Below are 21,110 nucleotides of genomic sequence, written 5' to 3' on the forward strand. Positions count from 1 at the left end.
GAAAATCAACGGAAGGTGTTCGTAAAGAGTATCTTTTTCGGAGAAACCCAAACAAAAAACCCCAGTAATCCTTGAAGAATCAAGATCTCTAGGGTTTATTTGATCTCTCTCTTTGAGAGAGTAATAAAATTAACGAGAGTAGAACTCAACGATTAGTTGTTCGCTGATTTCAGGCGCTAATTCAGAACGCTCTGGAAGACGAGTGAAAGTTCCTTCAAGCTTTTCAGCGTCGAAAGAAAGGTATTCAGGAACGAAATTGTTTACTTCAACTGATTCTTTCACCACTGCAAGGTTTTGAGATTTTTCACGAAGAGAAATTGTTTGACCTGGTTTCACAGAGAAAGATGGAATGTCTACACGGCTTCCATCAACAAGGATGTGACCATGGTTGACTAGCTGACGAGCTTGGCGGCGGGTACGTGCAAGGCCAAGACGGTATACAAGGTTGTCAAGGCGAGTTTCAAGAAGGATCATGAAGTTTTCACCTTGTTTACCAGGAAGTTTAGCAGCTCTGTTAAATAATGTACGGAATTGACGTTCGTTGACACCGTACATGTGACGAAGCTTTTGCTTCTCTTGTAATTGTAAACCGTATTCAGATAGTTTTTTGCGTTGTCCTGGACCATGTGGGCCTGGAGCGTAAGGACGTTTTTCAAGTTCCTTACCTGTTCCGCTTAATGAAATGCCTAAACGGCGGGAAATCTTCCAACTTGGACCTGTATAGCGAGCCATAATGTGACTCCTCCTTATTGTTTTTATTTGTGAAAAATAAAAACCGTCTGTTCTTCCTCTTTTTCGTCATTATGTTTTCATGCATCCTCGCTCCAGCAGCAGGGAGTTACAAGATGCACCTCCAAAAAGAAGGAACAAAATGATACAAAAAAGCCGAACAAAAAGGCTGCCATATTTCACACAAAGTCTATTATATGATGCTCAATGGGAGAAGTCAACCTATTTAAAGGGAAAAAGTCAAACGTGGCGACTTTCCCCATTAGACGAAGAAAAAAGCAGACAATATGCCTGCTTTTCTAAATGATTACGCATCAGTAGAGGCTGATAAAGCGTGTTGCAGCACCTCTGTAAATTGAACTAAGTAGGTCTCATCTACTTCACTGAAACGATCTTTCACTGGGCTGTCAATGTCGAGAACCCCAATGATTTGTCCATTGACCTTAACCGGAATCACAATTTCAGATTCCGATGCTGCATCACATGCAATATGCCCAGGGAATGCATGGACATCTGCGATACGCTGCACATCACCTGTGGCAAATGCTGTACCGCAAACGCCTTTTCCAGAAGGGATACGTACACATGCAGGCAGTCCGTTAAATGGACCAAGCACAAGCTCTCCGCCTTTTGCCAAATAAAATCCTGCCCAATTGACTTCAGGAAGTGAGTGATACAATAATGCCGCAGCATTTGCTAGGTTGGCAATCAGATCTGGTTCACCGTCCGTCATCGCTTCTACTTGCTTGATGAGTAATTGATAGTCTTTCGATGGATCGCCAGACTGTTTTTCGACATGAAACATGAAAATCTCCTACTTTCTATCTAAAAAATACATAATGTACGTCTCGCATGTGGGATTTGTCGAGCGATTGAAAAAGGAACTTCCACCTTCATCTTGAAGTATGTACACATGAAGAGGGGTGAGCGGATGAAAACATCAACAACCGTGCAAACAAAAGACCGTATTATTGAAGCTGCCATCAGACTTTTTAACCAAAAAGGGTTTTCTGGAACCTCTGTCCGTGAGATTGCGAAGAAAGCAAACGTCAACGTTGCCCATATATCTTATTACTTTCAAGGAAAGGGAGGGTTGCTAGAGCAGCTCGTATCCGATTTTTATGAAGGCTATATTCATATGATTGAATCGCACATTCATCACATGGAAACCCGTCACGCAAAAGAGTGTTTACTTCATGTGGTTTTTAATATTTTATCTTATCAGCATGAACACCGTCAATTAACCCGTTTCGTTTATCGAGAGGTGACCATTGATTCAACGTTGATCAGAGAAATCATGTCAACGTATTTAACGAAAGAAAAGTATTTGTTTCAGCTCATGATCGAAAAAGGAAAAAGCACCCACGTTATATGTAAGCGGCTCTCACTCTCATCATTTATGATTCAGCTAAAATCACTTCTGATGATGCCATATTTGCAGCCACAATATTTAACAGAGGTGCTTTATTTGAACCCAAGCGAGCCTTACTTCTTTCAGACGTACTTTAAGGAACTGAGCCGCTCGCTTGATCATTTACTAGAACCAAAAGAGATGAAACTGGATACTCACCTGAAACTCATCATGTCTTCAAACTGATCATAGGCATACCCGAGATCTTCCGCTTGATGGGCATCAGACCCGAAAATAAGCGGAATTTTTTTCTGTTTTGCAAGGTTAGTCATCCAGTGATCTAAATAGATACTTCTGGCATATGTTTTACGAAGACCAGATGTATTAAAATCTAAGGACATGCCTTTTCTTTCCATTTCTTCAAGACAAAGGGTGACCCTTTGTCGAAGTTCAGGGGACATCACATATGGGAAAAGCTGCTTGAATTTCTGGACAAGGGTGATATGACCGATTCTCTTTGGCTTATAGTTACCTAAAGATGATAGAATAGAAGAATGAATTTGGTCATAGTAGCTTTGATAAACCTGTTCGATGCTACCATAAATGCTTATCAACTGCTGGAAGGCATGCTCGTCAAAATCAAGGCAAATATAATCATCGCCAGCAGGAAGAAAATGAACAGATAAAATGCCGTCATCTAATTCTGGCCCGTAGCAGTCTAAAAAGGCACTTGTTTCCTCTTCAAACGCTTTGATATAGTCAACCTCAAGCCCAGTTTTTACTATTAATTGTCCTTTGTATTCTTGCTTCAGCTGATCCAGAGCCGTCAAATACGCTTCAAGGGCTTGGAGCTTCATAGCACTATCCTTTTGAGGCGTTGGATCTCGAAACGAAGGAGGCAGCGGTGCATGCTCGGTAAAGGTGATGGAATCAAATCCCTTTTTTATGGCTTTTTCAATATAAGCATGAAAAGGATCAAGCGAGCCGTGCGGGCAAAACGGTGTATGTAGATGTGCATCTTGTTTCACCATGTCGTCACCTCTTGTTGATATTTTGAAAAACGTGATGTTTATCAGTGAAAATAATGAAAAATCATGACCAAAATGCTGGTTACATGGTATCATAATAACAATGAAAACGACAACTTCCGCATACATAAAAGCAGGTAACATCAATATGTGTGATCGAATCATAGAAAGCACTGAATCACTTTTTTGAAAAAACATACATAAAACCGTGAATGGATGGTAATGGAAAACATACGATACTGCTTATAAAAAACAAATGCAAAGCGGACACGAAAAGGGTTCTCAGGTCTACTTGGGACACTTAAACCCTGACAGCACTTAGATCACAACAAGGGGGCTCATTATGGAGTTAATCATCGGTTTAATTGTCATTTTGCTTGCTTTGTTTTCAGTCGGTTATTTCCTGCGAAAAAATATATATAAAGAAATTGACCGATTGGAAGCATGGAAAATTGAAATTTTGAACAGATCAATTGTAGAAGAAATTTCAAAAATCAAACATCTAAAAATGACCGGAGAAACAGAGCAATTTTTTGAAAGATGGCGTGCAGAGTGGGACGATATCGTTACAGCCCATCTTCCAAAGGTAGAGGAGCTATTATATGATGCAGAAGAGTATTCTGATAAATATCGATTCTCCAAAGCCAAGCAAGTTCTTGCGCATACTGGGGATTTGCTGACTGCTGCTGATTCAAACATTGCAGACATTTTAAAAGAGATTGAAGACCTTGTCACAAGTGAGGAGCAAAACCGCAAGGACATTGAAAAGGTCAAAGAGCAATACCAAACGGTTCGAAAAAATCTGCTTGCGTACAGCCATTTATATGGAACCCTTTATGACAAAATGGAGCAGGACTTAGATGAGGCCTGGGAAGGAATCAAGCAGTATGAAGAAGAGACAGAAAACGGAAACTACATGAAAGCAAGAAAAATTCTGCTTGAGCAAGACCGAAGACTTGATCAGCTTCAATTGTATATCAAGGATATACCGAAACTCATTGCCGACTGCAAACAAACCGTACCAGGTCAGCTGACTAAGCTGAAAGACGATTATCAAGAAATGACAGACAAAGGCTACAAGCTAGAGCATATCCAGATCACAAAAGAGCTGGAGAACTTAAACAAACAGCTAATCCGTGCGGAAAAACTGCTCATTGATGAACTCAATTTAGATGAGGCACCAAGCATTCTGCAAATGATCGATGATGCGATTCAGACGCTGTATGATCAGCTAGAAGCAGAAGTAGAAGCAGGTCAGGAAATCAAAAGCAAAATGCCTGAGCTTACGGAAGCATTCGAAAAGCTTGAACAAGATCACACACAAACAAAGGCAGAAACGGCTCTTGTGAAAGAAAGCTACAAGCTGACAGCAGGAGAGCTTGATCAACAGAAGGCATTCGAGAAACGCTTAGAAGAAATTGAAAAGCTTATGAAGCAAATATGTGAGAAGCTTGATCGTGAGCATGTGGCATATTCGATATTAATGGACGAAATCAATCAGTTGGAGACCTTTATCAATGAGGCAAAAGCATTGCATGAAACGTTTAAAGATCATCTTCAGTCATTACGAAAAGAAGAATTACAGGCGAGAGAAACATTGGCTGAACTCAAAACAATGCTGGCAAATACAGTTCGCCAACTGCAAAAAAGCAATATTCCAGGGATACCTGCTGACATCACGAACTGTGCTGGAAAAGCGCAGGAGATGATTCAGCAAGTTCACGAACAACTGGAGAATTCGCCTCTGAATATGCCAGCAGTAAATCAACAATTAAAAGAAGCCTCTGAAACAGTGAGAAGTGTCGCTCATGAGACACAAGAGATGCTCAGTAAAGTGGATCAAATTGAACGGATTATTCAATATGGCAATCGTTTCAGAAGTCAAAACCATATCTTATCAAAACAGTTAAAAGAGGCAGAACGAAGATTTTATGCCTATGATTATACCGGTTCATTTGATGTGGCAACAGCGGCTGTCGAAAAGGCATCACCTGGAGCCGTCCAGAAGCTTTTGGCCCAGCAAGAAAAAGAATATCAGCACCAATAAAAAAGCTGAAGTCCAGTTACAGGACTTCAGCTTTTTTTAAACTATGATGCTTGTTTCTGGCACTCGTCTGAAGAAGAAGAAGTGAAAAGAGAAATCACAAATCCAACAATTACTCCGATTAAAGCTGGCACAATCCAGCCAATCCCAAGATCATATAAAGGTAGTAACGTGTGAAAGATGTCTTTCACCGGACCAATTGGAAGCTTCGCGGCTGCTATGCCGTCAAATAAGCTCACACAGCCCGTTAAAATTAAAGAGAGTACATAAACAGGTTTTCTATGTCCAAGCCATTTATCTGCAAGTGATAGAACAATAATCATAATCGCTAGCGGGTAAATCGCTGTTAAAACAGGCACAGAGAAAGCGACAATGTGAGCAAGTCCAAAGTTTGAAATGATGAAACTAAATAATGTCACGAGTGTGACGACCATTTTATAAGAAAGTTTAGGTAATAAATTTGAAAAATATTCCCCGCACGATGTGACAAGACCAATACTCGTTGTTAAACACGCTACTGTAATGGCAGCACCTAACACAATATTTCCTAGGCTGCCGAAAAGGAATTGAGAAGACTGGGCCAAGATTTTGCTTCCATCTCCAACGAATCCAATCGCCTGTGTACTAGAAGCGCCTAAATAAGCAAGTGATAGATAAACAAATGTTAATCCGCACGCTGCAATCAGCCCTGCTTTGATACAAGCAGAAGCTAGAGCCTTTTTACTTGTGATACCGCGTCCTTTAATCACGTTGATTACGACAATTCCAAAAACAATCGAAGCAAGGGCATCCATTGTTTTATAGCCTTCTAGAAACCCTTTAAAAAAGGAACCATTGCTATAGGATGCATCAGGCGTTCCAACCGCACCCATTGGCGTCAATATCGCTTTGACAATGATGACAAAAATAATCGTAAGTTTAATCGGTGTTAACACTTTCCCTACACGATCCACAATCTTCGTTGGATTTAAAGCAAGATAATACGTAATACCAAAAAAGACAAGTGTAAATAGAAGTAGTGACAACCAAGCTGGTACACCTGTTAGAAAGGGTAATGCACCAATTTCATATGAGACCGTTCCTGTACGAGGAATGGCGAAAAGTGGTCCGATGGATAAATATAAAATGACAGTAAACACTGTACCAAAAGTTGGATGTGCTTTATCTGCAAGTCCTTTTGCATCTCGACCTGTTAAAGCAATCGCAATAATCCCAAGAAGGGGTAAACCGACACCTGTTAATAAAAATCCGCCCATTGCTTTCCACACATTTTGCCCAGCATATTGACCAAGCTCTGGTGGATAAATCATATTACCAGCGCCGAAGAATAGAGCAAATAACATAAAACCTATAATTACCGTATCTTTTGTCGACAAAGTTGCCTTCATTGAATAAAGCCTCCATTATTATGTTGAAATATTCTGTCAATTAGTTGCTAGAACCGATCATCATGAACATTCACTAATTATAAAGGATGTACGATTGATGTCAACATGTGTTTTCATACAAAAGTCATAAATTTTTCTATTTTAGTATATGAAGAACAATAAAAAAGCATCCCCTTCATCGTTGGAAGAGGATGCTTAGGCTCACTACGATGCGAGCTGTTTAGGTGGGCTAGTGAACATGGAAATAAGTAAACCAACACCTGCGCCGATCATAGCTGGTATGACCCAACCAACGCCTAAATTGTAAAAAGGAATGAATGACCCCAAGATGTCAGGTAACCCACCGAGATTGATTCCGGCAGCCAATAAGCCGTCGATAATAGCAAAAAATCCAGTAAAGATGAGGGATACGACATAAATCATGCGTCTACCGTTAATCCAGCGATCAAGGAACGACAATAAAATAATCACAATTGCCAATGGATATATCGTCACTAGTACCGGGACTGATAGCGAAATAATTTGTGCCAGTCCAAGGTTTGCAACCAATGCACTAAATAAAGAAATAATGAGAACAACTGTACGATAAGAAAGTGCTGGGAAAAGCTTTGAAAAATATTCGCCACAAGATGAGATAAGTCCGACACTTGTGGTTAGACAAGCGAATAAAATCGCTGTGCCAAGTACAATGTTACCAATAGAACCGAATAAAAAGTTAGCAGATAGTGAAAGCAGTTTACCACCTTCATTTGCTCCAACCATTCCGGTTGCATCGGGACTTGAAGCACCGACATAAGCAAGAGAGATATACACGAGTGCTAGTCCAGCAGCCGCGATAAGGCCAGCTTTTATACATGCAGCCGCAAGAGGTTTACGCTCCGTGATGCCTCTTTCTTTAACAGCTGTCACAACAACGATTCCAAATACGATAGAAGCGAGTGCGTCCATTGTTTTATAGCCCTCTAAAAACCCAGTGAAGAGTGGGTTTGCTTCATATGTCGCATCAGGCTTACCGATGATTCCCATCGGCGTAGCAATTGCTTTAACAACAATCATTGCAATCACTGTTAATAAAATAGGTGTTAATACTTTTCCAATTCGATCAACCAGCTTTGAAGGATTTAAAGCGAGCAGATACGAAATCGTGAAAAACACAAGGGTGAATAAGAATAGCGGTACCCATGAAGAAGATTGTGCTTCTGACAAAAATGGAGCTAATCCAATCTCGTAAGAAACCGTACCTGTTCGTGGGATAGCAAAAAATGGTCCAATGGATAAATACAGAATGATGGTGAAAATTGTTCCAAATTTAGGGTGAGCTTTATCCGCAAGCCCTTTTGCACCGGTACCTGTAAGGGCAACTGCAATCACCCCTAGAAGCGGAAGACCTACTCCTGTTAGTAAAAAGCCACCGATGGCGAGCCATACATTCTCACCCGCATATTGTCCAAGGACAGGTGGAAAAATCATATTTCCTGCGCCAAAGAATAATGCAAAAAGCATTAGACCAATGGCCAACGTCTCTTTTATACTTAAACTATTTTTCAAAATAGTCCCTCCTCAACAGTGTATTGTGCTAAATATAAATATTCTGACAATTAACATTTTTATGTGACAATTGCACTATGGATGATATAGTGAAAATGGAAAGTTGTCAACAGCCATTTTCAGAAAATTCTCTGTTTGACATCAATATGGTAACATATAAATGCAAGTATTTTATTAGCTTTTTTAAGGAGTTCCGATATGATTTATCTTGATAATAGTGCAACAACAAAGCCTTACCCAGAGGTTTTACAAGTATATGAGCAAGTGAGTGAGCGTTTTTTTGGAAATCCGTCTTCGCTTCACCAGCTCGGAATTGATGCGAGCCGTCTGCTAAGTGAAACGCGCAAACAAATGCTTCACTATACAGGCTTTAAACAATATGAGATTATTTTTACATCTGGCGCAACAGAAGCGAATAACATTGCCATTAAAGGGGCTGCTCTTGCTAAAATGAACCGAGGCAAACACATTGTCACAACAGCGATTGAGCACCCTTCTGTCTTTGAATCGTTTGAACAGCTGAAAGACTTATTTGGTTTTGACATCACTTATATTCAAGTGAGTGAGCATGGCCATGTAGATATGACTCAATTAAAAGAAGCCCTTCGACCTGATACAGTGCTTGTCAGTATGATGCACGTAAACAACGAGACAGGTGCTGTCCAGCCGATAGAAGAAGCTGCCGGCATCATTCGTGAATATGCAAAAGATGCACTCTTTCATGTCGACGGGGTTCAGGGGATCGGCAAGGTAGCCTTCAATAAGCAGATCGACGTGGATCTCTTGACAATGTCAGGTCACAAGATTCATGGCTTGAAGGGGACAGGTGCTCTCTTTTTAAAGAAAAATGTAGTGCTTGCACCATTCATCACAGGAGGAGAGCAGGAATTTGGTCTGCGTTCAGGTACAGAAAACCCTGCTGGTGCTGTCAGCTTAGTAAAAGCCATGAAACAATCATTTGAACTTCTTGAAAAGCATCATGATCAGATGCTGGCGTTAAAAACGGAGCTGCAAAAGCAGCTTAGAGAAATAGAAGGTGTCGTTATCAACACACCACTGATGCATAGTGCGCCGCACATTGTGAATTTTTCAGTGCCAGGTATTCAAATTGAAGTTCTTCTCCATATGCTTGAAAAAGAAGGCATTTACGTTTCTACGACATCTGCCTGTTCAGCTAAGAAAAAAGAACCAAGCCGTGTACTGCTAGCGATGGGGAAATCAGAAAAAGTCACTAAAAGCAGCATGAGAATCAGTTTGACGTATGGACAAGGTCCTGATCTTGCGCCGCACATCATCACAACTATTGCACAAAGTGTGAAAAAATTAAAAGGAATGAGATAACAATATGAAGTATGATTATATTTTAGTCCGTTTTGGTGAAATCTCAACAAAAGGGAGAAATAGAAAGAAGTTCATTGAAAAACTAAGACAGCATATACGATTCGTATTAAAAGATTTTGAAGCGTTAAAATACACATCTGACAGAGACCGCATCACCATCATGCTGGACGGAGAAAATCCTGAACCGATTTCAGAACATCTCAAAAATGTGTTTGGGATTCAGAGCTTTAGTCTTGCAGTGAAATGTGAAACCAATATGGACGCAATTAAAGAAGCGGCGCTAACGGCTGTGAAGGAAGTATACGAAAAAGGGAATACATTCAAAGTCACAACGAAGCGGTCTTACAAACAATTTGAGCTTGATTCAAATGAAATGAACCGTGAAATTGGCGGACATGTCCTCAGAAATACTGAAGGCTTAACGGTCAATGTGAAACAGCCAGTTGTTCATTTGCGAATTGAAATTAGAGAACATGCGACGTACATTACTTTTAAAGATGTAAAGGGTGCAGGCGGTTTGCCAGTCGGTTCAAGCGGGAGAGCGATGCTCATGCTCTCAGGTGGCTTTGACAGCCCGGTTGCCGGATATCAGGCTATGAAACGAGGAATTCAAATTGAAGCGGTTCACTTCTTTAGTCCGCCTTATACAAGTGAACGTGCCAAGCAAAAGGTCATTGATCTTGCTGGTTGCCTAGCTGCCTATGGAGGCGAAGTGAAGCTTCACATAGTTCCTTTTACCAAAATCCAAGAGCTGATTCACAAACAAGTACCAGAAAACTATACGATGACGTCAACAAGAAGAATGATGCTGAAAATAGCTGATAAAATAAGAGCGAAGAAAGATGCCCTTGCGATTATTACAGGTGAAAGCCTTGGCCAAGTTGCTAGTCAGACACTTGAAAGCATGTATGCCATTAATCATGTGACAAACACGCCGATTATTCGTCCCCTAATTGCTGTTGATAAAAATGACATTATTGAGGAAGCGAGACGAATTGGCACATATGATACAAGCATTCAGCCTTTTGAGGATTGCTGTACAATCTTTACACCGCCATCTCCAAAAACTAAGCCAAAGCTTGAAAAAGTAGAACGATACGAAAGCTTTGCTGATTTCGAGCCAATGCTCGACGAGGCAGTTGCGCAAATCGAAACCATCATTGTCACAAATGAAAAGAAAGCGGCAGACGAATTCGCTGATTTATTCTAAATTAAACATTTCATAATAATTACCATAAAATCAATCGCATGAAGTCATGTGTTTCTACACATTCTATATTCACAAGGAGGTGAGAACACATGGCTCAACAAAACAGACAAAGCAGTTCTAATCAATTAGTCGTTCCAGGCGCTGCACAAGCGATCGACCAAATGAAGTATGAAATCGCTTCAGAATTTGGTGTAAACCTTGGACCAGATACAACATCTCGCGCTAACGGATCAGTTGGTGGAGAAATCACTAAACGTCTTGTATCTTACGCTCAACAACATATGGGTGGCGGATCTTTCTAAGACACACAATTTAAAAGCTATGGCTTATGAGCGGGTTCATCCCCGCTCTTTTCTTTTTGTACATATAAATTGTTAGAATATTTTTAAAAAAGGAAGACGGATTGAAAAAATTATGGCATAATACTAGGAGTAGGTCCTAATTCAAGCGTTTTTCAGTGATGAGTGAATAGGTCATTTGAAACATCATTAATTTCATAGAAAGAGGCTAAAAGGAGCTGTACCATGAAAAGAGAAGACTTAATTGCACCAGAACAATATAACTTAGTCAGTGAGATTGAAGCGTTTAGTCATGACCGGAAAAAAATGGCCCTGCACTGGCAGGACGGAAATGGTGATGAGGCGCATGTGACTTATGCAGCATTAGTGGAAGAGGCGAATAAAATCGGTCATGCTTTGTTACATGCAGGCTTTAAGAAAGGCGATAAAATCATTGTGATGGTGCCGCGCATGCTAGAGGCATACAGCATTTATTTAGCTATTTTGAAAACAGGGATGGTCGTCATTCCTTGCTCAGAAATGCTTCGTGCGAAAGATTTAGATTACCGGATTGAACATGCAGAAGCAAAGGGAGCGATCGTTTACGCTTCATTCATTCAATCGTTCGATGGAACGAATCAACCAAAAGGTTTTAAAACATTCTCGATTGGCGAAAACGATCATGGCTGGGCAAACATTTTAGCTCAGAAAGAACAACAATCAAGCGAGCTTCAAATGGCACAAACAGAACGGACTGACATGGCGTTTTTATCCTATACATCAGGCACAACAGGTAATCCAAAAGGAGTTGTTCATACTCATGGGTGGGCTTATGCTCATTTACGCACAGCTGCTAAAGCATGGCTCTCGATCGATGAAGGAGATAAAGTATGGGCGACAGCAGGACCAGGCTGGCAAAAATGGGTGTGGAGTCCACTCTTATCTGTTTTGGGAAGTGGAGCGGAAGGCTTTGTATACGGAGGTAAATTTCATCCAAATACGTACTTAGAACTGCTTCAAAAAAATGAAATCAATGTCTTATGCTGTACACCAACAGAATATCGATTTATGGCCAAAGTAGATGACTTGAGTCAATATCAACTGCCAAAGCTACATAGTGCCGTTTCTGCAGGAGAGCCGCTAAACCGTGAAGTCATCGATACATTCAAAAAACATTTCGATATAGAAGTTCGAGATGGCTACGGTCAAACAGAAAGTACACTGCTAGTAGGTTTATTAAAAGGAATGAATATCAAGCCAGGCAGTATGGGAAAACCAACTCCTGGTAACGAAGTGGACATCATTGATGACGACGGCAGCATTTGTGCTCCAGGAGAAATTGGTGACATTGCCGTTCATCTCGAAACACCTGCTCTATTTAAGGAATACTACAAAGATGAAGAACGGACAAAGGCGCAGCGACGCGGAAATTACTTTATTACCGGTGACCGTGCGAAAAAAGACGAGGACGGGTATTTCTGGTTTGAAAGCCGCAGAGATGACATTATTGTCAGCTCAGGCTATACCATTGGGCCGTTTGAAGTAGAAGATGCGCTCATCAAACACCCAGCAGTGAAAGAATGTGCTGTCGTGGCAAGCCCTGATGAAATCAGAGGATCGATCGTCAAAGCATACGTCGTCCTGCGTGATGCATCTGCACAAAGTGATGAGCTCATCAAAGAGCTGCAATCACACGTGAAAAATACAACAGCACCATATAAATATCCAAGAGAAATCGAATTCATTGACGAACTGCCAAAAACACCGTCAGCGAAAATTCGTCGTGTAGAGCTGAGAGAAAGAGAGCTTGAGCGAAAAGCATAATCATGAATGAAACGAGAAGCGTTTGGATGGAAAACATCCAGCGCTTTTTTGTAGCCCGCATGAAAAAAACGCACTTTCAATCATCAGATCAGCTGTTGACTGCGTTATGTAGTATGCACATTTTAAATGTTGTCACATAGGGGACGATGCCAGGAAAATGCTTGAAGCAGCAACTATAAACGGAGCTCATGCATTGCAGCATGAATCTTCTTCGGATGACAGATCCAGCTGGGGCGGTTGTCCAAACGGCACACCCTTTAAATGTTGATTCCGTCTATATTGCTGGAAAGGCAGTGAAACGGGATGCTTGTTGGAGTGAACCGAGAAGAGGTCAAACAAAAAGCATATTCTGCTAGTGATCATATTTTATCGCACAAGTTTGAATCAACACCATTAAATAAAGTACAAAATCCCCATAAGCAGAGGCCTATGGGGATAAATTACAAGGATTCTTTAATGACTTTTTTATAATACTGGACAGACAGGAATCCAAAGACAGAATACAAAACAGTATAAATCGACATGACGATCAGCATTGGTGTCCACAGCTCCCCGCCGAATAGAAACCAGCCTGATTGAATGGCAAAGTAACTGTGCAGCAAACCGACTAGCAGCGGAATGCCAAAGTTAAATAGCTGTTTGAGTCGAATGCCTCTTAATAGATCTTTTTCAGTAAAGCCAAGCTTACGTAAGATCGTGTACGAGCTTTGTTCTTCTTCACTTTCATTCATTTGTTTGAAATATAAAATACAGCCTGATGTGACAAGAAAACTCAGTCCTAAAAAGCCTACAACAAACATCAGCAGTCCTGTCGCTTGTTTTTGCTGCTGACTCTCCTCTAAACGAGACATGCTTCCATCACTCATTTTTAAAGAAGTAAACACGTCATTGCCTTGTTCTATTTGTTTCTCATCTTTTACATTGATCGCGATATATTGGTTATTCTCAAACTGAAGCTTAGGATCTTTCTTTTGATCCAGCTGTTCAAAAACCTCTTGACTAACCACTGCAACAGGGAGGGAGCCGCTAAAAGTGAACCTGTAAGAGATTAAATAATCTCTTTTCATATCAATGACTTTTAAAGTAAGCGGCTTCTTTATTAGAAGTTGCACATCACCTGAGCTTTTAATGGGCATGAATTTTCTCATTAAATCATTGTAGCCGCTTAGTATGACTTCGTCGTTCTCTACATGAAAGTTGGGTGCATTCTTCTCACTGATCACTGGTAGTGTCAACACTCCTGGATTCTCATCCAGACTAATTAACTCTGTATCAATGATCTTCTTTACATCAAAATCGGCTTGAATGACCTTGAACTGTTGTTCTTCATAAGCAATATGCTTGTCAGAAAGTGCACGAGTGAAGGTAGCTGCTCCCTTTTCTGAACCCATGACGAAATGAGCCGGAATGTTTTGTTCTGCTGTTTTTTCTGCTGAGTAATACGAAATGTAGCTGAATGATAACAAACCAATTGCAAGTGCAGAAACTGTTGTAATAATGGTTAAAAGCAGTGCATTTGATTTTAGGCGGAACATAATCGATGACAGTGACAAGACTTCATGAATGGCAAGGTAGCCATTTTTTCTTTTTCTTACGATATTGGCAATGAATGAAACAGAGCCTTTATAGAAAAGAAAGGTACCGATAATGACAGAACCTAGAATAAAAATCATGGCTAAAAATAACGAAGGCATCGATGTGAATGAGCCATTAAAAAGCTGAGAAGAAATGTAATAGCCTGAGCTGATTGAGACAATACCCATAACCCCAATGATGATTTCAAACACAGAGATTTTTTTGACGCGCTGTTCTGTAGAAGACGTTGTTCTAAATAAAGCTAGGATCGTTTGCTTTTTAATAAAACGTCTATTTCTCAGCATAATCAGTACATAAATCAATAGAAAGACGATGATCGTTTGCAAAAGGGCCATGCCTGAGAAATGAAGGTTGGCAATGGCGTTAACGCCTGTCACTTTGAATAGCACCATCAGCATCAGCTTTGAGCCGATAAATCCGGCGAATATGCCGATAGCCATGGAGATCATGTATAGGATAAAGTTTTCTGCATTGAGAAGCTTGGTAATTTTTTGTTTCGTCATCCCTATGAGCTGCAGGAGGCCAATTTCTTTTCCTCTGCGTTTAATGAATATGCTATTTGCATATAGCAGAAAGATGCCTACGATGACAATGATTAGGATAGAAGCGGTTTTAATAGAAGCACCGCCTTTAATGGACCCTTTCACCTCATCAAGTGCTGGTGAATACTGCAAGGTGACAAAAGAAAAATAGAGTGCCACACTAAACACAAGAGCAAACACGTATAAATAGTAATTCTTCAAATTTTTCTTCAGGTTTCGGAAGACGAGCTGATTAATGTTCATGCTTCACACCGCCTAAGACACCTTGCGTTTTCATAATATCTTCGAAAAACATCTTTCTCTCTAAAGCGCCTTTATTCAACTGTGTATAGATCTGTCCGTCCTTGATAAAAATGACTCGTCTTGAATAGCTGGCTGCGACAGGATCATGTGTGACCATCACAATGGTCGCTTTTCGTTTGCGATTGAAATCTTGCAGCTTGTTGAGTAAATCAGATGCAGATTTGGAATCAAGTGCGCCAGTTGGTTCATCAGCGAAAATGAGACTAGGCTCATGAATGAAGGCACGAACCGCCGATGTCCTCTGCTTTTGTCCCCCAGACAATTCATTCGGATATTTATCTCGAAGTTCATAAATCCCCATATCCTCAGCGAGCTGTTGAAAGCGTTCAAAGGCTTCCTTTTTAGGCGTTTTGGAGATCGATAATGGTAAAAGGATGTTCTCTTTGACGGTCAGTGTATCAAGTAAGTTATAATCCTGAAAGACAAAACCAAGCTGTTTTTTTCTGAATTCAGCGAGCTGCTGATCCTTCATTTGAGTCATTTCAGCTTCTGCGATACGAATCGATCCACTAGAGACATGGTCGATAGATGACAATACATTCAGGAGTGTTGTTTTCCCTGATCCTGATGGCCCCATAATGCTGACAAACTCTCCTGTTTCTATGGTTAGATCAATGCCTTTGAGCACCTCTTGTTTATTGAATTTATTTCCATAGCTTTTATATAGCTTGCGAGCTTCTAAAATATTCATATGATGAACTCCTTTTTCTTTTGATAACTTTAGTATAAAAAGAAGCCGGACTGACTTCCTTCGATTTGGCGAACAAAACAGACGAGCATGTGACAATATTGTCACATGCTCGCAATATGAACAAATTCATTCTTTTTCGGAAAGATAAAGGTGAAGGTTGTACCTTGATCCATTGTGGAGTTGACATCGATTGTCATATGAAGAGCGTCTGTTCCTTTTTTGGTTAAATACAGCCCCATTCCCGTGGAGGCGGTGTCATTGTGATGTCTTGTGGAGGTAAAGCCTTTTTCAAAGATACGAGACAGGTCTCTCGGATCAATTCCTCTGCCTTGATCTGTAATCGTGAGAATCACTTGTTCATCCTTTTTTCTGCTTTTGATGACAATATCAGATGAATGGCTGTACTTGACTGCATTTGTCAGCACTTGTCTCATTATAAAGGATAACCATTTTGAATCACTTAATACGTCTCGTTCTTCTAATGCTAGTTCAAAGCCAATCCCTTTTTGCATGCACCATGATTGGAGCGCTTTGATTTCTTTCGCTATGATGTTTTGCAGATCCAGCTTTTCAATCAATAAATCATTTTCAATATGACGTATTCTGCTTTGGTGCAGCTGTGCATCAAGTAATAAATGAATTCTGAGCCACTCGTACGTCATATTCGATTTCAGGGGCTCCTCTGTTAAGCGGTCAATCATTAAGTGCATCGCTGTTAGAGGTGTTTTGACTTCATGTATCCATGAAAGCAGTTCATCTTTTTCTTCTTCAAGAGCGCTTTTTTGCTCAGCCGCCATCTGCCGGTAGCGGGCGATTTGCTCTGACGTTGCATCATGTACGATCTGTTCAAATGGGGAAGAGGGGCCCATCCGCATTTGAGGATCAATGTGTTCGTCCCATTCTTTCAGGCTTTGATAATAATCTGTTTCTTTTCGGTAACGGAAAAAAAGAAAGACGATCATGAGTAACGTAGACAATAAAACGATATAAAAAAGAGAAGCTACTGGAATTGTCGTATCCAAATAAGCAACAAAAAGAATGAGTGGCTGTAGGCTAAGGAAGAACAGAATCCAGCTTCTTCGTTCTTTTAAAAATGCTTGCAGCATCATTGATCATCCTTTTCCTTTGCGAGATACCCTTGACCCACTTTTGTTTCAATAAAGGTACCGAGAGAGATCTCGTCTAGTTTTTTTCTAAGGCGATTGACATTTACAGTCAGCGTATTGTCACTTACAAACCGTTCATCCTCCCATAACGCTTGGATGAGTGATTCCCGGCTGACGATATGATGTTTATGCTGAACCAATTCCTTGAGAATAAATAATTCGTTCTTCGTTAATTCAATCTCACCATGTTCATTGGTCACGGTGTTTTTTTCTAGATCAATGGTAGCGCCGCACCATACCTTTAGGTTGGCCGGTTCTGCATTATAATCATGGACGCGGCGAAGAACCGCACTTACTTTGGCGATGAGGACGTCAAAGTGAAATGGCTTCTGCACAAAATCATCGGCACCGAGCTGCATAGACATCACCATATCAGCAGGGTGGTCTCGAGAGGAGAGGAAGATGATTGGAACATTTGAATGATGCCGAATCATCCGGCACCAATGAAAACCATCGTACTTTGGGAGCTGAATGTCAATAATGACTAGATCCGGCTGAACAGAAGTGAATTCCTTCATGACCTGATGAAAATCGTGTATCCCATAGACATCATAGGACCAGTTGATTAAACGTTCTTTGATTTCTTGGAAGAGGGTTGTATCATCCTCAATCAGCAAAATTTTAAACAAAACCAGCACCACACTTTATGAATTAGCTTGTATGTAATTGTAGCGGAAAAAAGGCGTTGCCGCTAGAAGCAGACAAGAAAAAAGCAAGGGAAGAGGTCCCTGGCTTCAGCTTATTTACCTAAAAAATGCTTTTTAAAGAATGATCGTTGATATTTCAGTTTGAGTGAATCATTAAAGTAAAATTCTTCAGCATTTGCTTCGTACACTTTCACAGCAGGAATGGATTTATAGATTTCACTGTTTTGATAGGAATTGTCCATTTCGCTGTCTTTGCTAATGATCATATAGTCTCCGGAAAATTCATTTCTTCATACAGGATTTCTGTTCAATGCAAGGACAAAGATGAGCATCAGGGAATATATATCATAGGTCTGTTGTCAATTACATTTTGCCAGTTGGTGATAAAAAATAACGGAATTTTTTAGAAAGTAAAAAGGCATATGACTTGATCTTTTTTCCTATTTTAACCAGCCTTTTTCTTTTGAGCGTGTGATGGCTTCAATTCGATTTTTGACTTCTAGTTTATCTAAAATAATGGATATGTAGTTACGGACAGTGCCGCTTTTAATGCTGAGTTCCTTTGCGATTTCTTTTGTGTTTTTGCCGTGTGCGACGAGTTCAAGTACGGATTTTTCTCGTTCGGTTAAAGGATTTTCGTCGCTATATAAGTCTTCCATCAATTCAGGGGCATACACCTTTTTCCCTTTCATCACACTGCGAATGGCACTTGCCAGCTCTTCGCTTGGGCTGTCTTTCAGCATATAGCCGCTAACGCCAGCTTTCAGCGCTCTTTGGAAATAACCAGAACGGGCAAAGGTCGTTAAAATGATGATCTTTACATTTGTTTCTTTAAGTTCTTCAGCTGCATCAAGCCCAGATTTACCTGGCATCTCAATATCCATTAAACAAATATCAACTGAGTGTTTTCTGGTAAAATCAATGGCATCCTGGCCATTTGTGCCTTTCCCAACAACCTTCATATCGTCTTCTAAATCGAGAAGTGAACCGAGTGCACCAAGCAGCATTTGCTGATCTTCTGCGATAAAGATGTGAATCATTTCATCCCCTCCTTTTCTTTTGCTGATGAATCATTTGGTATGCTCATAATCAGCTTTGTCCCGTCTTTTGCCTCAATGTGCAGACGTCCATTTGCAAATTCCAATCGTTCTCTAATCCCTAAAAGACCATGCCCTTTCGTCTGAAAGGGTGGATGATCGCCTTTAAATGTTCCATCATCCTCAACTGTGATGACGGCTTCTTTTGACTTTTGGTGAATGGTGATTTTACACACAGTGGCGTTACTATGTTTGACGACATTCGTCACGGCCTCTTTGATGCACATGCTCACAATGTTTTCGTTGAGAAGAGAGATGTGTTTCGGCGCTTCCTTTTCATCATAAATCAATTCAATATCAGCCGCTTCGAGTATTTGTTTTATATTCAATATTTCATCCTTGATTCGAATGCCTTTCATGGAGGAAACAATTTTTCGGACTTCATTGAGAGACGTTCTAGCGGTTTGCTGGACGCTTTTTAGTTCGGCACGAGCCTGTTCAGGATCTTTATACACGAGTTTTCGGGCAAGGTCACTCTTTAAACCGATAAGGGAAAGCTTTTGTCCCAGGGTGTCATGCAGATCTCGTGCAATGCGCTGCCTTTCTTCAAGCTTCACAAGATCGGCGAGCCGTTCATTGGCATATTCTAATTTTTCTTCGAGCCGTTCACGTTCCTTTCTGCTCCTAATGCTTAGAGGGAGGAGGATGGCACTAATGAGTGTGATCACGACAAAAGGAATTTGTGTGAGAAACCAGCCCTTTTTTAAGATCAGACTAAAGTTCACCGCAACGGCGGCGCTTGCTAGATGGATATAGTATAAGATATAGAAAGGTACTTTTCTTTTTATATGCCCATTGAAATAGGCAATGCAAAAAGCAAAATAAATGTAGCTGTAGAGCATGACATAACCAGTAGAAATGGCGATTAATAGAAGGCCGAATACATATAACGACCAGCTTTTTGCGACAAAGGCAAAACGGTAGACAGAGAAAAAGACGACGTTCAATATAATGCCGATCACAATGCCTAAAGTCGAAGGTGTCTTAAAGATAAAATAAAAGGGTAGGATGAAAAAAATAGCCCAAATATATGGGGAAATCCCATTCAGTTTTTGAATTTTAAGTTGTTTTTTCATCCGTGATTCACCTTTTCCATTTTTTCATTCTTTTTCACTACTTTATCAAATTGAACACGTTACCGCATCTTGCAAATACAACAAAATACAACAAGCTCCTTCTATTGTAAGAAAGAGCCTGGGCTGTTTATGCATTCTTCTTGAGAATGTCTCCTTTAATGACAGGGGTAATTCTCGTCTGACGTGCTTCTTTAAAGGTAACAAATGCCTTCGTCTCTTCATCCCATAGTCTGAATTTCATTGACTCAATACTAGTTTTCAAAGTGATGGTTGGAACATTTTGAAGCGGTTCACTTTGCTGATGGGCATGCTCTAAATGATAATTTGGTACCCGTGGGCTTAAATGATGGACATGGTGGTAACCGATATTGCCTGTTAACCATTGAAGGAGTTTTGGTAATTTGTAAAAGGAACTGCCTTCTACAGCTGCCTGCACATAATTCCAATGTTCATCTGCTTCAAAGTAAGAATCCTCAAACGTATGCTGCACATAAAACAGCCACACACCAATTGATCCAGAGATGAGAAAAATCGGCCCTTGAACAAGCAGGAAGCCTTGCCAGCCAAAGAGGAGACATGTGGCTGCTGCAAATAAAATAATCGTCACGTTTGTGAAATACGTATTCCAGCGCTCTTTTTTACGAGCACTCTTGACGTTGAACCGATTTTGAATGAGAAACACAAAGATCGGCCCCAAAATAAACATCACAAAGGGATTTCGGTATAATCTGTAGCGAATTTTCGTCCATACAGCTGCTTCTTCATATTCTTTCACTGTCAGGAGCCAAATGTCACCTGTGCCGCGTTTATCTAAATTACTGCTTGTGGCATGGTGAATGGAATGACTTCTTTGCCATTGAAGATAAGGGAAAAGGGTGAGTACACCCGTTAAGAAACCGAACAGGTGATTCAGCGGCTTCTGTTTAAAAAAGGATTGGTGGCAGCAGTCGTGAAAAATAATAAAGACACGAACTAAAAAACCAGCTGCAATGACCGCAAACAAGAGGGTGAGAAGGTAGGAGATGTTCAGGCTATAATAGGCTAGAAACCAAAGTCCTAAAAATGGAATAAATGTATTGAAAAGCTGCATGATACTTTTTTTTGAATCAGCACCAGAAAATTGACCTACTTGTTTCCTTAAAGTTGCTTGCTGCTGCTTGTTTGTTGAAATCGTCATGAAAGTTCAAGTCCTTTCCGTTTCTTTCTACTTCACAGTATAGAAGGAAAGAGATCATGCTCATAGTAGCACCC

18 protein-coding genes and 2 pseudogenes are annotated in these 21,110 nt (G+C 40.5%); 7 read left to right on the forward strand and 13 right to left on the reverse strand.

What is annotated here, in order from left to right; translation table 11 throughout:
• Positions 1-129: 129 nt before the first annotated feature.
• The gene (gene rpsD, locus WAX46_RS01820; RefSeq protein WP_226566509.1) at positions 130-732 is read right to left on the reverse strand and encodes a 30S ribosomal protein S4; all 603 of its coding nucleotides are present in this window, start codon (positions 730-732) and stop codon (positions 130-132) included.
• Between the two features lie 304 nt (positions 733-1,036).
• Positions 1,037-1,534, reverse strand: a complete 498-nt coding sequence (locus WAX46_RS01825) for a GAF domain-containing protein (protein ID WP_336493275.1) — start codon at positions 1,532-1,534, stop codon at positions 1,037-1,039.
• A 126-nt stretch (positions 1,535-1,660) separates the two neighbouring features.
• Between WAX46_RS01825 and refZ the strand changes: the two genes are divergently transcribed.
• Positions 1,661-2,326 (forward strand): forespore capture DNA-binding protein RefZ, encoded by a 666-nt coding sequence (refZ, locus tag WAX46_RS01830; protein ID WP_336493276.1) that lies wholly within the window; start codon positions 1,661-1,663, stop codon positions 2,324-2,326.
• Here the strand turns inward: refZ and hisJ are convergent.
• Positions 2,296-3,111 (reverse strand): histidinol-phosphatase HisJ, encoded by an 816-nt coding sequence (hisJ, locus tag WAX46_RS01835; RefSeq protein ID WP_336493277.1) that lies wholly within the window; start codon positions 3,109-3,111, stop codon positions 2,296-2,298. The genes refZ and hisJ overlap by 31 nt on opposite strands.
• A gap of 340 nt (positions 3,112-3,451) precedes the next feature.
• Here hisJ and ezrA point away from each other — a divergent pair, with 340 nt between their 5' ends.
• Positions 3,452-5,155, forward strand: coding sequence for a septation ring formation regulator EzrA (gene ezrA, locus WAX46_RS01840; protein ID WP_226566506.1), 1,704 nt, complete (start codon positions 3,452-3,454; stop codon positions 5,153-5,155).
• A 41-nt stretch (positions 5,156-5,196) separates the two neighbouring features.
• On the opposite strand, the gene brnQ (WAX46_RS01845) is transcribed toward ezrA, so the two are convergent.
• Together brnQ (WAX46_RS01845) and brnQ (WAX46_RS01850) are read right to left on the reverse strand one after the other, a co-directional pair.
• Complete coding sequence (gene brnQ, locus WAX46_RS01845) at positions 5,197-6,540, reverse strand: branched-chain amino acid transport system II carrier protein (RefSeq protein WP_226566505.1); 1,344 nt, start codon at positions 6,538-6,540, stop codon at positions 5,197-5,199.
• A 204-nt stretch (positions 6,541-6,744) separates the two neighbouring features.
• The gene (gene brnQ, locus WAX46_RS01850) at positions 6,745-8,088 is read right to left on the reverse strand and encodes a branched-chain amino acid transport system II carrier protein (RefSeq protein ID WP_226566504.1); all 1,344 of its coding nucleotides are present in this window, start codon (positions 8,086-8,088) and stop codon (positions 6,745-6,747) included.
• Positions 8,089-8,286: 198 nt separating this feature from the next.
• Here brnQ (WAX46_RS01850) and WAX46_RS01855 point away from each other — a divergent pair, with 198 nt between their 5' ends.
• From WAX46_RS01855 to WAX46_RS01875, 5 genes and pseudogenes are all read left to right on the forward strand, one after another.
• Entirely contained in the window at positions 8,287-9,429 is a 1,143-nt protein-coding gene (locus tag WAX46_RS01855) for a cysteine desulfurase family protein (RefSeq protein ID WP_336493278.1), read from the forward strand.
• A gap of 4 nt (positions 9,430-9,433) precedes the next feature.
• The gene (gene thiI, locus WAX46_RS01860; RefSeq protein ID WP_336493279.1) at positions 9,434-10,639 is read left to right on the forward strand and encodes a tRNA uracil 4-sulfurtransferase ThiI; all 1,206 of its coding nucleotides are present in this window, start codon (positions 9,434-9,436) and stop codon (positions 10,637-10,639) included.
• Positions 10,640-10,728: 89 nt separating this feature from the next.
• Entirely contained in the window at positions 10,729-10,941 is a 213-nt protein-coding gene (locus WAX46_RS01865; protein WP_226566501.1) for an alpha/beta-type small acid-soluble spore protein, read from the forward strand.
• A 222-nt stretch (positions 10,942-11,163) separates the two neighbouring features.
• Complete coding sequence (mbcS, locus tag WAX46_RS01870) at positions 11,164-12,741, forward strand: acyl-CoA synthetase MbcS (RefSeq protein ID WP_226566500.1); 1,578 nt, start codon at positions 11,164-11,166, stop codon at positions 12,739-12,741.
• Between the two features lie 136 nt (positions 12,742-12,877).
• Positions 12,878-13,137 (forward strand): annotated as a pseudogene (locus tag WAX46_RS01875) (amidohydrolase family protein); the annotation flags it as partial.
• Between the two features lie 44 nt (positions 13,138-13,181).
• Here the strand turns inward: WAX46_RS01875 and WAX46_RS01880 are convergent.
• From WAX46_RS01880 to WAX46_RS01915, 8 genes and pseudogenes are all read right to left on the reverse strand, one after another.
• Positions 13,182-15,122, reverse strand: coding sequence for an ABC transporter permease (locus WAX46_RS01880; RefSeq protein ID WP_336493280.1), 1,941 nt, complete (start codon positions 15,120-15,122; stop codon positions 13,182-13,184).
• On the reverse strand, positions 15,112-15,873 hold the full coding sequence (locus WAX46_RS01885) for an ABC transporter ATP-binding protein (RefSeq protein ID WP_226566498.1): 762 nt from the start codon (positions 15,871-15,873) through the stop codon (positions 15,112-15,114). The genes WAX46_RS01880 and WAX46_RS01885 overlap by 11 nt, the downstream gene beginning before the upstream one ends.
• 101 nt (positions 15,874-15,974) lie before the next feature.
• A complete protein-coding gene (locus WAX46_RS01890; protein ID WP_226566497.1) occupies positions 15,975-16,979 on the reverse strand; it encodes a sensor histidine kinase in 1,005 nt (334 codons plus the stop codon).
• The gene (locus WAX46_RS01895; protein ID WP_226566496.1) at positions 16,979-17,668 is read right to left on the reverse strand and encodes a response regulator transcription factor; all 690 of its coding nucleotides are present in this window, start codon (positions 17,666-17,668) and stop codon (positions 16,979-16,981) included. The genes WAX46_RS01890 and WAX46_RS01895 overlap by 1 nt, the downstream gene beginning before the upstream one ends.
• A gap of 110 nt (positions 17,669-17,778) precedes the next feature.
• Positions 17,779-17,970 (reverse strand): annotated as a pseudogene (locus tag WAX46_RS01900) (ABC transporter substrate-binding protein); the annotation flags it as partial.
• Between the two features lie 156 nt (positions 17,971-18,126).
• Entirely contained in the window at positions 18,127-18,726 is a 600-nt protein-coding gene (locus WAX46_RS01905; RefSeq protein ID WP_226566495.1) for a response regulator transcription factor, read from the reverse strand.
• Positions 18,723-19,859, reverse strand: a complete 1,137-nt coding sequence (locus tag WAX46_RS01910) for a sensor histidine kinase (RefSeq protein ID WP_226566494.1) — start codon at positions 19,857-19,859, stop codon at positions 18,723-18,725. Before WAX46_RS01910 ends, WAX46_RS01905 begins: the two co-directional genes overlap by 4 nt.
• A gap of 127 nt (positions 19,860-19,986) precedes the next feature.
• Complete coding sequence (locus WAX46_RS01915) at positions 19,987-21,036, reverse strand: fatty acid desaturase (RefSeq protein WP_226566493.1); 1,050 nt, start codon at positions 21,034-21,036, stop codon at positions 19,987-19,989.
• Between the last annotated feature and the right edge of the window lie 74 nt (positions 21,037-21,110).

Source organism: Bacillus sp. FJAT-53060 (assembly GCF_037104745.1).
GTDB classification, from domain to species: Bacteria; Bacillota; Bacilli; order Bacillales; family Bacillaceae; genus Bacillus; species Bacillus stratosphericus_B.